Source organism: Nocardia carnea (genome assembly GCF_029869215.1).
Taxonomy (GTDB): Bacteria; Actinomycetota; Actinomycetes; order Mycobacteriales; family Mycobacteriaceae; genus Nocardia; species Nocardia carnea_B.
Genome location: NZ_JARWPM010000189.1, coordinates 1 through 13,448, shown reverse-complemented (window position 1 = coordinate 13,448; position 13,448 = coordinate 1). Strand labels below are relative to the sequence as shown.

General features: G+C 70.3%; 9 protein-coding genes and 1 pseudogene. All 10 read right to left on the bottom strand.

Going from position 1 to position 13,448, the window contains the following annotated elements; all coding sequences use genetic code 11:
- Positions 1–417, bottom strand: a pseudogene (locus QH276_RS12775) (hypothetical protein); the annotation flags it as partial.
- Between the two features lie 385 nt (positions 418–802).
- Positions 803–1,495 (bottom strand): cell division protein FtsQ/DivIB, encoded by a 693-nt coding sequence (locus QH276_RS12770; protein WP_280398436.1) that lies wholly within the window; start codon positions 1,493–1,495, stop codon positions 803–805.
- A 6-nt stretch (positions 1,496–1,501) separates the two neighbouring features.
- Positions 1,502–2,941, bottom strand: coding sequence for a UDP-N-acetylmuramate--L-alanine ligase (gene murC / locus QH276_RS12765; protein ID WP_280398447.1), 1,440 nt, complete (start codon positions 2,939–2,941; stop codon positions 1,502–1,504).
- A gap of 68 nt (positions 2,942–3,009) precedes the next feature.
- Complete coding sequence (gene murG, locus QH276_RS12760) at positions 3,010–4,149, bottom strand: undecaprenyldiphospho-muramoylpentapeptide beta-N-acetylglucosaminyltransferase (RefSeq protein WP_280398437.1); 1,140 nt, start codon at positions 4,147–4,149, stop codon at positions 3,010–3,012.
- Positions 4,146–5,570 carry a putative lipid II flippase FtsW gene (ftsW, locus tag QH276_RS12755; protein WP_280398438.1) on the bottom strand — a complete coding sequence of 475 codons (1,425 nt, stop codon included), beginning with the start codon at positions 5,568–5,570 and terminating at the stop codon, positions 4,146–4,148. The genes murG and ftsW overlap by 4 nt, the downstream gene beginning before the upstream one ends.
- Positions 5,567–7,033 carry a UDP-N-acetylmuramoyl-L-alanine--D-glutamate ligase gene (gene murD, locus QH276_RS12750; RefSeq protein WP_280398448.1) on the bottom strand — a complete coding sequence of 489 codons (1,467 nt, stop codon included), beginning with the start codon at positions 7,031–7,033 and terminating at the stop codon, positions 5,567–5,569. The genes ftsW and murD overlap by 4 nt, the downstream gene beginning before the upstream one ends.
- Before the next feature lie 49 nt (positions 7,034–7,082).
- On the bottom strand, positions 7,083–8,159 hold the full coding sequence (gene mraY / locus QH276_RS12745) for a phospho-N-acetylmuramoyl-pentapeptide-transferase (RefSeq protein WP_280398439.1): 1,077 nt from the start codon (positions 8,157–8,159) through the stop codon (positions 7,083–7,085).
- Positions 8,156–9,709 (bottom strand): UDP-N-acetylmuramoyl-tripeptide--D-alanyl-D-alanine ligase, encoded by a 1,554-nt coding sequence (locus QH276_RS12740; protein WP_280398440.1) that lies wholly within the window; start codon positions 9,707–9,709, stop codon positions 8,156–8,158. Before QH276_RS12740 ends, mraY begins: the two co-directional genes overlap by 4 nt.
- A complete protein-coding gene (locus QH276_RS12735) occupies positions 9,706–11,322 on the bottom strand; it encodes a UDP-N-acetylmuramoyl-L-alanyl-D-glutamate--2,6-diaminopimelate ligase (RefSeq protein ID WP_280398441.1) in 1,617 nt (538 codons plus the stop codon). The genes QH276_RS12740 and QH276_RS12735 overlap by 4 nt, the downstream gene beginning before the upstream one ends.
- 91 nt (positions 11,323–11,413) lie before the next feature.
- On the bottom strand, positions 11,414–13,201 hold the full coding sequence (locus QH276_RS12730) for a peptidoglycan D,D-transpeptidase FtsI family protein (RefSeq protein ID WP_280398449.1): 1,788 nt from the start codon (positions 13,199–13,201) through the stop codon (positions 11,414–11,416).
- Between the last annotated feature and the right edge of the window lie 247 nt (positions 13,202–13,448).

Sequence of the window (13,448 nt, the reverse complement as noted above, 5' to 3'; positions counted from 1 at the left end):
CCCCCCTTCCGGCAGGTGGGTCACCGACGCGCCCCCCCCAACCCCCCCCGGGGAGCCTGTAACCCCCTCTCCCGCCTCCTTTTTCAACCCCCGGCCTCCATAACGCTTTTGGGCCCGCGGGGGGGGGCGCGGGGGTTCGGCCCCTTTGCCCCCCTCTTCCACCGCGCCTTTGTCACCCGGGGCGGCCTCCCGCCCCACCTCCGGGGCGGCGCCGGCGCCGAGTCCCCGGGTGAGCTCCCGCCCGACATCGAGCTTCACGTCGGCATCGCTCATCAGCAGCGCCTGGGCGTCGGTGTTCACCGCGATGAACTCGACACCCTTGAGACCCTGCTCGATCATCCGGTTGACGGCGTTCACGCCGCCGCCGCCGATACCGACGACCTTGATCACGGCAAGGTAGTTGTGCGGGGGCGTCATGAGCTCTCGCCTTCCTTCGATCCAAAGTCTGTCGTTTTCGGATACCCGCTACCGGTCCGCGTGATGACAATCCGCGGCCCCTGATCCGGGCGAACCCTGAACCTCAACCATAGGGTTGGAGTTATGTCAAGTATCCGACTGGTGCCGAACGCTATTCGCCGCCGTCGCGATCCGCTCGCAGGCGCGCCGAGACGAATAGCAGATTCTTCGGCGAACTCGCCGCAATCTCGACGGTATCCGTCATATCGTGAACGGTTACCGTCCGGCCGGTGCCCACATCGTGGGACGCCACCGGCACCCGCGGCGGGTAGCCGCCACGGGATCGCCCGGGGAGACCGTGGTGCGGCGAACCGGACAGGATCGGACCGAACAGGATTGCTGGAGTTCATTTTACCGTGACCAGACTGGGACTCGAGACGTCGAACACGGTTCCCGGACGCGTCAGCAATGGCAGCACCACCGCCGATTTGCGTTCGCCGTCCTCGCTGCTGCCCCACAGTACCGTGCGACCGTCGCGCAGTGTCAGCGAAACATCCGAGACGCTGTCCGCGCGCACCGTATCCACCTGCACCGCCAATTCCGGGGGCAGCACCCGCACCACGCCGATCGCCGACCGAGTGAGCGGATCCGCGGTTCCCGGGCGGCCGGTCAGCAACTTCGGGACCCCGATCGGCGCCGGCTCGACGGCGTATTCGATCCCGTCGGCGTCCAGCAGATGCGCGCCCTCGGGAGTGTCGTAGTACAGCACCGGGGTTCGTGGTTCGATCCGCACCCGCACCGTCGACGGCAGTACCCGCTGCACCCGCGCACTGCGCACCTTCGGGATACTCGCCACCCGCTGCGCCATCGCGGCGGTATCGAGCCGCAGGATCGAGCCCTGGTCCGGGATCTGCAGCAATTCGCGGATCCGGTCCTCCGGAATCGCGCCGGCCCCCTCGATCCGCACCTCGCGCACCGACAGCACCGGCGAGAACCAGGCCAGCCCGGCCAGCGCGGTCACCAGCGCCACCGCGAGCACCGCCCACAACCGGAAACGCCGTAACCCGCCCACCCCGAATCGCCGCGTCCCGGATCGCACCCCGCGTCACCGCCCGTACTGCGGACGCGCGCGTAGTCCGTCCAGGATCTGGCTGCCGAGCATGGTCACATCCCCGGCGCCCATCGTGATCACCACATCGCCGGGCTGTGCCAGACCGGCGACCTGCCGGCCCACCCGTGACATATCGGGCTGGTAGTGCACGGGTTTGCCGACCGCCTGGGCGACCAGGGCACCGTTGACCCCCGGCAGCGGTTCCTCGCGCGCCCCGTACACATCGAGCACCACCACTTCGTCGGCCAGGTCCAGGGCCGCGCCGAATTCGGCGGCGAAGGTCGCGGTGCGGCTGTACAGATGCGGCTGGAAGACCACGATCACGCGGCCCCGGCGCGACCGGGCACCGTCGCGGGCCTCCTGTTCGACCAATTCCGCGGCGGCCCCCAGGACGGCGCGGACCTCGGTGGGATGGTGGGCGTAATCGTCGAATACGCGCACCCCGTTCTCCCGGCCCACGAACTGGAACCGGCGATGCACCCCGCCGAAACCCTCCAGGCCCTGGATGATCTCGTCGGTTTCGGCGCCCGCGGCCTGGGCCGCCAGCAGTGCGGCCAGCGCGTTGAGCGCCATATGCCGGCCCGGGACCGACAGCCGCAGAGTGCGCGGCGCGGCCTCACCGGTGAGCTGGAACTGGGCGATACCGCCCACATCGCGGGGCTCCCAGCTGTGCAGCCGGACGCCGACCGGGATCGGCGCGTCGGCCAGTTCGCCGGAGCCGTAACCGAGTACCCGCACCCCACGCTCGGCGAGCCGCTTCCCGGTCCGTTCGGCGAGCGCCCGCGCGCCCGGATCGTCCAGGCACACCACCAGCAGGCCGCCGGTGCCGAGGCGGTCGGTGAAATCGTCGAACACCTGCACGTAGGCGTCGTCGGAGCCGAAGAAATCGAGATGGTCCGATTCGATATTGGTGACCACGGCGACATCCGGGTCGTATTGCAGCAGGGAGCCGTCGCTTTCGTCGGCCTCCGCGACGAAGGTGTCGCCGCTGCCGTGATGGGCGTTGGTGCCGGCCTCGTTGAGTTCACCGCCCACCGCGAAGGACGGGTCCAGCCCGCAGTGCTGCAACGAAACGATGAGCATGGACGTGGTGGAGGTCTTACCGTGGGTACCCGACACCAGCAGGGTGCGGTGGCCACTCATCAGGGCGGCGAGAACCGCGGGCCGCAGCAGGACCGGGATATCGCGGCGCCGGGCCTCGACGAGTTCGGGATTGGTTTTCGGGATGGCGGCATACGTCGTCACCACCACCGTGGGGCCGCCGGGCAGCAGGTCCAGCGCACCGGCGTCGTGCCCGATCCGCACCTGCGCGCCGCGTGCCCGCAGCGCGAGCACCCCGCGGCTCTCCTTCGCATCGGAACCGGAGACGGCGCCGCCCCGCGACAACAGGATCCGGGCGATACCCGACATCCCGGCACCGCCGATACCGACCATATGCACCCGGCTCAGCTCCGGCGGCAGCGCGCCGGGCCCGGCGGGGACCGTGGTCACCTGGTCCTCGCTCACCGGCCCGCCACCCGCAGCACGATCCGCGCGACCTCGTCGGCGGCGTCGCGATGGCCGGCGCCGGCGGCGGCCCGGCCCATCTCGGCAATACGTGCAGGATCCGTGAGCAGCGGTATCACCTCGTCGATCACATATTTCGGGGACAATTCGGAGTCACCGACGATTCTGCCACCACCGGCGGCGACAACGGGGCGCGCATTGAGTTCCTGTTCGCCGTTGCCGTGTGGCAGCGGCACGTACACCGCGGGCAGACCCACCGCGGAAACCTCCGCGACGGTCATCGCGCCGCTGCGGCAGACCACCGCGTCGGCGGCCGCGTAGGCCAGATCCATCCGGGAGAGATAGGGAACCGCGACGTAGGGCGCGCGCGGGTCGGTGGATTCCACCTCGAGGAGGTTCTTCGGCCCGTGCGCGTGCAGCACCGAGATCCCGGCCGCGGCCAGCTGCGGCGCGGCACCGGAGATCGCCTCGTTGATCGACCGTGCGCCCTGCGATCCGCCGAACACCAGCAGCACCGGCCCCTCGGCGGGCAGCCCGAAATGGTCGCGGGCCGATGACCGCAGCCCGGCCCGGTCGAGTTCGGTGATCGCCGAACGCACCGGGATTCCGACGACCTCGGCCGCCAGACCGGAATCCGGGACGGCCGCGAGTACCCGGGTGGCGCGCCGGGCGCCGACCTTGTTCGCGATCCCCGCTTTGGCGTTTGCCTCGTGTACCACCACCGGCACCGCCCGGCGGCGCCCCAGCAGCCCGGATCCGGCCGCCAGATATGCGGGCAGCGCGACATAGCCGCCGAACCCGACGATCACATCGGCGCCCACCGCGTCGATGATCTCGCGGGTGCGCGCCACCGATGCCCGGACCCGGCCCGGCAGCCGCAGCAGATCCGCGCTCGGTTTGCGCGGCAGCGGCACCGGCGGAATCAGTTCCAGCGGATAGCCGCGCTCGGGGACCAAGGTGGTCTCCAGGCCGCGCTGCGTGCCCAGCGCGGTCACCCGGGTACCCGGTGCCAGCCGGCGCAGCGCATCGGCCACGGCCAGGGCCGGTTCGATATGTCCCGCGGTGCCGCCGCCGGCGACGATCACCGACAGCCCGTCCGCACGTGGTTCCTCGTAAGCGGACTGAGGTGCGCTCACCTGTACTTTCCCCGTTCTCGTCCGTGTGTCACCGAATAGCTGGGTTCCCAGGCCCGGGTTGCCCGCAGCGTATCGGTACCCCGGCTGTTGGCGCGGGTACGGGTACGTGACGGGTCCGGGTCGCGGGGGCGGTCGCGGGGTTTGCCGGCGGCGGCCGCGCCCGGCCGGGTCCGGGGTGGATGGTAGATCTCCGGTTTGGGCAGCCGCAGCAATCGGCTGACCCGGCCGTCCTGCCCGGCGTGCAGGGCCGCGACGGCCTCGGGTTCGTGCCGGGCGGCGTTGGCGATGATGCCGAACATCAGCAGCGTCAGCGCCAGCGAGGAACCACCGGCCGAGACCAGCGGCAGCTGCAGTCCGGTGACCGGCAGCAGTCCGACGACGTAGCCGATATTGATCAGCGCCTGCCCGGTGATCCAGGTGGTGGCGGTGGCGGTGAGCAGGCGGAGGAAGGGGTCCACCGACCGCGCGGCGATCCGCAGGCCGGTGTAGACGAACAGCGCGAACAGTCCGAGCACCAGCGCGCAGCCGAGGAAGCCCAGTTCCTCCCCGATGATCGCGAAGATGAAATCGTTGTGCGAGTTGGGCAGATAGCTCCATTTGGCCCGGCTCTGGCCCAGCCCGCGACCCCACAGCCCGCCGTCGGCGAGCGAGTACATCGCCTGCCGGGCCTGGTAGTTGATGCCCTGGGGATCGTCACCGGGGTTGAAGAACGCGCGCATCCGGTCGGAGCGGTATCCGGCCGAAAGGGCGAGCACCAGCGCGGCGATCGCGCCGGAGGCGAGGATCGCGAGGAACAGCCGCAGCGGCAGCCCGCCGAACCACAGCAGCGCCAGCAGGACGATGCCGAGGGCGATGGTGGTGGACAGGTTCGGCTGCAACACGATCAGCAGGCAGACCAGCAGACCGGCGGGAACCAGTGGTACCAGCAGATTCTTCAGCCCGCCGGGGTCGTTGGCCGCCCGCGCCGCGGCCCGGCGCGACACCAGCAGGTGCGCGCCCCACACCACGAAGGTCACTTTGACCAACTCGGACGGCTGAATCGAGAACAATCCCAGGTCGATCCAGCGCCGCGCACCGTTGACCGTGCTGCCGATCCCCGGGATCAGCACCAGGATCAGGAGCAGCACCGACACCGCGAACAGCGGGAACGAGACCTGCCGCAGCCACCGCAGCGGAATCCGCAGCGCCAGATAGAACAGCACCGCACCCACCAGTGCGTACATCGCCTGCTGGACGAACAGCGAATACGCCGACCCGCCGTCGGCATAGGATTCCACGCTCGACGCCGACAGCACCATCACCAGGCCGAGCACCGTGAGCAGGGTCGCGATGGTGACCACGAGATGGAACGAGGCCAGCGGCCGCGCCAGCCAGGCGCCGAACCGGCCGGCCTGCAGCTGCCGCGTACCGCGCGGTCTCATAACCGCCGCCCGAGGTCCTCGTCCTTCAGATCCTCGACCGCCGCCGCGAAACTGCGGCCGCGGTGGGTGTAATCGGTGAACATATCGAACGAGGCCGCGGCCGGCGCCAGCAGCACCGTATCGCCGGGCCCGGCGAACGCCGCCGCCTCGCGCACCGCGCGCGCCATGATCGCCTCGCCGATATCGGTATCCGGCGTGCCGGTGATCGCTTCGTTCATCAGGGCCTGACCCATGCCGGAATCGTCTCGCGTATCGAGCTCCAGCACGGGGACTTCCGGTGCGTGTCGCGCCAGTGCGGCCGCGATCGCCGGGGCGTCCTGCCCGAACAGCACCACCGCGACCAGCCGCTCGGCGACCTCTTCCACCAGATCCTCGACACCGGCGCCCTTGAGCTGGCCGCCGGCCAGCCAGATCACCTGCTGATGCGCCAGGATCGACGACCGCGCGGCATGCGGGTTGGTGGCCTTGGAATCGTCGATGAACTCGACCCCGCCGAGCTCGCGGACCAGCGCCGACCGGTGCGGGCCGACCTTGTGCGCCACCAGTCCTTCGCGGACGAACTGCGGCGCCACGTCGATGGCCCGGGTCAGCGCGGCCGCGGCCAGCGCGTCGGCGACACCGGCCGGGCCGGGCGGGCTGATCTCCTTGGACTCGGCCAGGATCGCCGCCTTGGTGAACGCCCGGTCCAGCAGTTTTCCGTCGACCACACCGAGTTCGCCGTCGGCGGGTACACCGATCCGGAAACCGACGGTGCGCTTGGCCTTCGACCGGCGTGCGAGCCCCGCGGCGATCCGGTCGTCGAGCCCGACGATTCCGATCCGGCCCAGCAGCGCGCGGGCCTTGGCCGCGGCGTACGCGTCGAGCCCGCCGTGCCAGTCCAGATGATCCTCGGCGACGTTGAGCACCACCCCGGCCTCCGGGCGCACCGACGGCGCCCAGTGCAGCTGGAACGAGGACAGTTCCACCGCCAGTACCTGCGGGCCGGGGTTGCGGCGCAGCGCGTCGAGAATGGGCAGGCCGATATTTCCGCAGGCCACGCTGGGAATCCCGGCGGCACGCAGAATGGAATGGGTCATCTGCGTGGTGGTGGTCTTACCGTTGGTGCCGGTGATCACCAGCCATTTGCGGACCGGACCGTAGATCCGGGCCTGATCGACCCACCAGGCGAATTCCACATCGCCCCAGACCGGTATGCCCTCGGCGACCGCCGAAGCCAGGACCGGCGAATCCGGCCGCCAGCCCGGGCTGGTGATCACCAGCGCGAACCGCGACCAGTCGGTGTTCTCCAATTCCGGCGTGGGAGCGATATCGAGACCCAGTTCGGCCGCTTCGGCCAGGGCCCGGGCACCGTTGTCGGTGACCACCGGCCGGGCGCCGATATCGCGCAGCGGGGCGATCAGCGAACGGCCCGATACGCCCCAACCGGCGACCAGTACCTCCCGGCCGCGCAGGAATTCCAGCATCGGCCCCGGTGAACGCAGGGCCCGCGGTGCGTGATCCTCCATCGTCAGCTCACCCGACCGCCGAGAGATATTCGCTGTAGAACAGGGCGAGTCCCGCTGCCGAGGCCATCGCGGCCAGCAACCAGAACCTGATGATCACCGTGGTCTCCGCCCATTTGCTCAGTTCGAAATGGTGGTGGAACGGCGCCATCTTGAACAACCGGTTGCGGGTGGTGCGGAACACCGCGACCTGCAGCGCCACCGACGCCGCCTCCGCGACGAACAGCGCGCCGATCACGACCATCAGCAGTTCGGTGCGGGTGGTGACCGAGATGCCCGCGAGCAGGCCGCCCAGCGCCAGCGAACCGGTATCACCCATGAAGATCTTGGCGGGCGCGGCGTTCCACCACAGGAAACCGATACACGCCGCGGTGCCGGCCGCGCACACCAGCGCGAGGTCCAGCGGATCGCGCACGTTGTAGCAGCCGGTCTCGGGTTTGGTCTCGCACGCGTGGTAGTACTGCCAGAACGTGATGACCACGTAGCCGCCGAGCACCAGGCTCATCGACCCCGCGGCCAGCCCGTCCAGGCCGTCGGTCAGGTTCACCGCGTTGGACCAGGCCACCACGATGAAACAGATGAAGGCCAGGAACACCACCACACTCATGGTGACGGTGTTGATATCGCGCACATACGACAGCTGCCGGCCGGCCGGAGTGAGCCCGCTGCCGCCCGGGAACTGCAGGGCCAGCACACCGAAGACGACCGCCGCGGTGACCTGTCCCAGATATTTGCCCGCGGCCGTGAGCCCGAGATTGCGGCCCTTGCGGATCTTGATGAAATCGTCGATGAACCCGACCACGCCCAGCGCCGTGGCCAGCCCGAGCACCAGCAGCGCCGACGCGGTGGGACCCTCCGCCTCGTAACCGATACCGATCAGATGCGAACCCAGATAGCCGGCCCACATACCGATGATGATCGCGACCCCACCCATCGTGGGTGTACCCCGCTTGGACTGGTGGCTGGCCGGTCCGTCGACCCGGATCTCCTGCCCGAACCCCCGGCGGGCGAATATCCGGATCAGCAGCGGGGTCAACAGGATCGACACCGTGAGTGCGATCGCCGCCGCGAACAAGATCTGTCTCAACGCACTGCCTCCGTGCTCACCCCATCGGCGGCGCCTGCGCCGCCCGGCGCCGGCGTACCGGCACCCGTGTTCTTGCCATCCGCGGCCAGCAGCGCCTCGGCCACCGCCCACAGTCCGACCGACTGCGATGCCTTCACCAGCACCACATCACCCGCTTCGACTTCGGCGTCGAGCAGGCGCACGGCCGCTTCGATATCCGGGACGAGCACCGACTCCTCACCCCATGAGCCTTCCATGACCGCTCCCTGGTGCATGCCCCGGGAGGGCCGTCCGGTCCCGACCACGATCAGCCGGTCCACCGCGAGCCGGACGGCGAGACGGCCGATCCCGTCGTGTTCCACCACCGATTCCGGGCCCAGTTCGGCCATCTCACCGAGCACCGCCCAGCTGCGCCGCGGGGTGTCGCCGGCCCGGGCCATGGTGACCAGCGCTTTGAGCGCGGCCCGCATGGAATCGGGGTTGGCGTTGTAGGAATCGTTGATCACCGTCACCCCGGCGGCACCGGTACGCACATCCATCCGGCGTGCCGAGGCCGCGCGGGCACCGCCCAGCGCGGTCGCGAGGGTATCGAGATCGGCCCCGCACTCCAGCGCCACCGCGGCCGCCGAGAGTGCGTTGCCCACCTGGTGTTCGCCGTGGACCGCCAGGGTGATGTCGCGGTCACCCTGCGGCGTGCGCAGGGTGAACGAGGCACGCGCCTGTTCGTCGAGCGTGATGCGCTCGGCGCGGATCTGCGCACCGGCGGCCTGCCCGACCATGACCACCCGCGCCGAGGTCCGCGCGGACATCGCACTCACCCGGGGATCGTCGGCGTTCAGGACGGCCAGCCCGGTTTCCGGCAGCGCCTCCACGAGTTCGCCCTTGGTCCGGGCGATTGCCTCCCGGCTCCCGAATTCGCCGAGATGCGCGGTACCGACATTGAGCACCACTCCGATGGTCGGCGGCGCCACCCGCGCGAGCGCGGCGATATGTCCGGGCCCGCGCGCCGACATCTCCAGCACCAGGAAACGGGTGGTGTGGTCGGCCCGCAGGGCGGTCCAGGGATGACCGAGTTCGTTGTTGAAGGAGCCGGGCGGGGCGACCACCGGGCCGAGCGGGGCCAGCACCGCGGCCAGCAGATCCTTGGTCGAGGTCTTACCCGACGAACCGGTGACGCCGACGACGGTCAAACCGCCCGCGGCGACCAGCCGGGACACACTTTCACGCGCGAGCGCGGCGAGGGCGTTCAGCACCGCCGCGCCGGCACCGGTCGAATCATGAGAGAGCGCGAGCGCACTCGACGGCACGGTATCCGCCGCGGGCGGCACCACGATGGCGGGCACACCCACCGGCCGGGCGGCCAGTACCGCCACCGCGCCCGCCTCGATCGCCGCGGCCGCATAATCGTGGCCGTCCACGCGCTCGCCGGGCAGGGCGAGGAAGATATCGCCGGGCCCGATTCGGCGCGAATCGAATTCGACCGAACCGGTCACCCGCACCTCCGGGTCGCCGATATCGTGCAACTGTCCGCCCACGATCCCGGCGATATCCCGCAGTGTCATTTCGATCATGGAACTGTCAAGTCCTCCGTGCCCGCCGGCCATGAACCGTTGCCCGAGTGTCCGTGAGCGTGCCCCAGTGCCGCATCGATCGCCGTGGCGAGCACCGCACGGTCGTCGAACGGGTACTTCACCCCCTCGATCTCCTGGCCCACCTCGTGACCCTTCCCGGCCACCAGCACCACATCCCCGGCGCGGGCCCAGCCCACCGCGGCCTCGATCGCCGCGGTCCGGTCACCGATATCGCGGACTTCCCCGCGCTGTTCGGCGGGCACGCTGTGCGCCCCGGCCATCAGCGCCGCGCGGATCGCGGCCGGATCCTCGGTGCGCGGATTGTCGTCGGTGACGATCAGCAGATCCGCGCCGCGCGCCCCGGCCGCGCCCATCAGCCCGCGTTTACCGGTATCCCGGTCACCGCCGGCACCGACCACCACCGCGAGCCGGCCCCCGCTCCCCGCGGCGGCCAGATGGGCGCGCAGGGTCGCGATCACCGATTCCACGGCGGCGGGTTTGTGCGCGTAGTCCACCAGGGCCAGGAAATCCTGGCCTCGTTCCACCCGCTGCATCCGGCCCGGGACGTCCACGGTGGCCAGCGCGGGTGCCGCGGTCGCGGGGGCCGCGCCCGCCGCCGCGCAGACCGCGAGCGCGAGCAGGCCGTTGGCGACGTTGTAATCGCCCGGCAGCCGCAGGCGGACAGTGGTCTCACCCGCGGGCCCGGCGGCGATGAATTCCTGTTCACCGCCGTGGGCGCGCGCCGGACCGGCCAGCGACCAGTCGGCCGGACCGGTCGTGGCGACCCGGACCGGATCGGCCAAACCGTCCGCGAGCCGCCGGCCCCAGGCGTCGTCGACATTCACCACGGCGGTCCGGGCCGCCACCGGCGAATCCGGTTCGAACAAGCGGCGTTTGGCGGCGAAATAGTCTTCGAAATCGGCGTGGAAATCCAGATGGTCCTGCGAGAGATTCGTGAACGCGCCCACCGCGAACCGCACACCGTCCACCCGGCCCAACGCCAGTGCGTGGCTGGACACCTCCATCACCACCGCGTCCACCCCCTGTTCCACCATCAGGGCGAACATGGCGTGCAATTGCGGCGCCTCGGGGGTGGTGAGGGCGCTCGGGACCCGGCGACCGCCGATCCGGGTCTCGATGGTGCCGATCAGGGCCGTGGAGCGGCCCGCGGCGGCCAGCCCGGCCTCCACCAGATACGAGGTGGTGGTCTTACCGGATGTCCCGGTGATCCCGATGATCGTCAGCTGCTGCGACGGATGGCCGTAGATCGCCGCCGACAACTCGCCCAGGACGGCGCGCGGATTCTCCCGCACCAGGACCGGCACACCGAGCTCGCCCGCCGTCTCGGCACCGGCGGTATCGGTCAGCACCGCGACCGCGCCGCGGGCCACCGCGTCGGCGGCGAACCGGGCGCCGTGCGCGCGCGAACCCGGTAGAGCGGCGAACAGGTCGCCGGGGAGCACCGCATCGGAGCGCTGTTCGATACCGGTGATCAGCAGCTCGCCGGATACCGGGTTCCGGCACTCGGCGGCGATCGTTTCGAGCAGATCGGACAGCGGTGTCGAGGGCGGCCGGGCGGGCCGCAGCACGTGCTGGCTGGACTGCGCGGGCACAGGGTTCCTCTCTGCATGGATGAAGCGCGCGGATACGACGACGAGTCAGGTTACCGACGCCGGGTCTCGGCCGGGTAAGCGGTTCGCCGAATCACGACGCCTGCAGGACGAACTGTTGCTCGGGTTGCCGTGAGGGCGGTATCCGATCCCGCTGCAATGCCCAGGAGGCGATATCGTGGAACAGCGGCGCGGCCGACTGCCCACCGCTACCGTCGGAACTGCGGACCGGCGCGTCCAGCATCATTCCGATCACGTACCGCGGGTCGTCGGCGGGCGCGATACCGGCGAAGGTGATCCAATACGAATCACTGGAATAACAGCCGCAGTCCGGGTTCACCTGCTGCGCTGTCCCGGTTTTCCCGGCGATCCGGTAGCCCTCGATCGCGGCGGCCGCGCCGGTACCCATCTGCACCCCGGTCGGGTCGTTCTGCACCACCGACTGGAACATCGAGCGCACCGTTCGGGCGGTCTCCGGCCGCACCACCCGCACCCCCTCGGGCGCCGGTTCCTCGGTACGCGAACCGTCCGGCGCGACCGTGGCACGCACGATCCGCGGCGGTACCCGCACCCCGTCGTTGGCGATGGCCTGGTACATACTCGTCATCTGCAGCGTGGTCATCGAAAGGCCCTGTCCGATGGGCAGGTTCGCGAACGTACCGCCGGACCACTGGTCCCGGGCGGGCAGCAGGCCCGAACTCTCCGCGGGTAACCCGACCTCGGTACGCCGGCCGAGCCCGAACCGGTCGAGCATCTCGGCGAAGCGGTCCTCGCCGATGCGCTGCGCCAGCATGAGAGTGCCGACATTGGAGGACTTACCGAAAATACCGGTGGTGGTGAACGGTGTGACACCGTGCTCCCAGGCATCACCGACGGTCACGCCCGACATCCGGATCTCGCCGGGCACCTGATGCACCTCGTCCGGGCTGGTGAGACCGTATTCGATCGCCGCCGCGGCGGTCACCACCTTGTTCACCGAACCGGGTTCGAACGGCTGGGTGACCGACGGATTGTCCAATCCCGCGGGATCCCAGTGCTCCGGTCCCAGCGCCGGGTTGAACGTGTTGTCGTTGGCCATGGCCAGCACCTGACCGGTTTTGGCGTCCAGCACCACCGCGGAGGCCGATCTCGCGCCCGAACGGTCCTTGGCCTGCTGGATCTGCTGCTGCACGTAGTACTGCAGGTAGGAGTCGATGGTGAGCTCGATATCGTTGCCGTCCACCGCGGGCTGGCGATCGCGCCAGCTCCCCGGGATCACGGCGCCGTCGGAACCGCGATCGTAGGTGTAGGACCCGTCGGTACCGGCCAGCACCGAATCCAGCGCACCCTCCAGCCCCACCCGGCCGTGCCCGTCCCAGCCGGTGGCGCCGACGATATTCGCCGCGAGCGACCCGCCGGGGTATTCCCGCAGGTCCTGCCGTTCCGATCCGACCTCGGGGAACCGGGCCGTGATCGTATCGGCCTTGCGCGGGTCGACATTGCGGGCCAGATACACGAACGGCTCGTCGCTGCGCAGTTTGCCCAGTAGATCGGCTTCGCGCGGTCCGCCGGGGCCGAGGACCTCGTGCACGGTGCGCGCGATTTCCTTCAGGCGCTCGTCCGGATCGGGCGCGGATTCGTTCGCCGCCCGGGCGTCGGCCAGATCCTTCCGCACCCGGACCGGCTGGAAACTCAGCGCCTGCGCGATCACCGTGAGCGCCAGCGATTTCCCGTGCCGGTCGGTGATGGTTCCGCGGGTAGCGGGCAGATCCTGGTAGGTCGTCCGTTGCCCGGCCGCCTGCGCCGACAGCGACGGCGCGGCGATGGTCTGGATCCACAACAGTTGCAACGCGACCACGGTCAGCGCGACGAGCATGATCACCCGGCCCGCACCCAGCCGCATCCGCACCGGCCCGTCCTTCTTCTTCGCACCCGGCCGCGACCGTGCGGGCCGTCCGGTGGCAGGAGTGCCCCGGCCGGGCACGGACCGGTTCTTCGCGGTGCCCCGGTTCGCCGCGGAGCGGGCGCCCGGCGCCGGGCGCCCGCGGCCCCCCCCCCGGCGCGTGATAGCAATCCCAACCCCACCACCTCACCCCGCACCCCCGCCCCCCGCACCGGCCGCGGCCCCCCCCGCGGGGCCACACCCCACA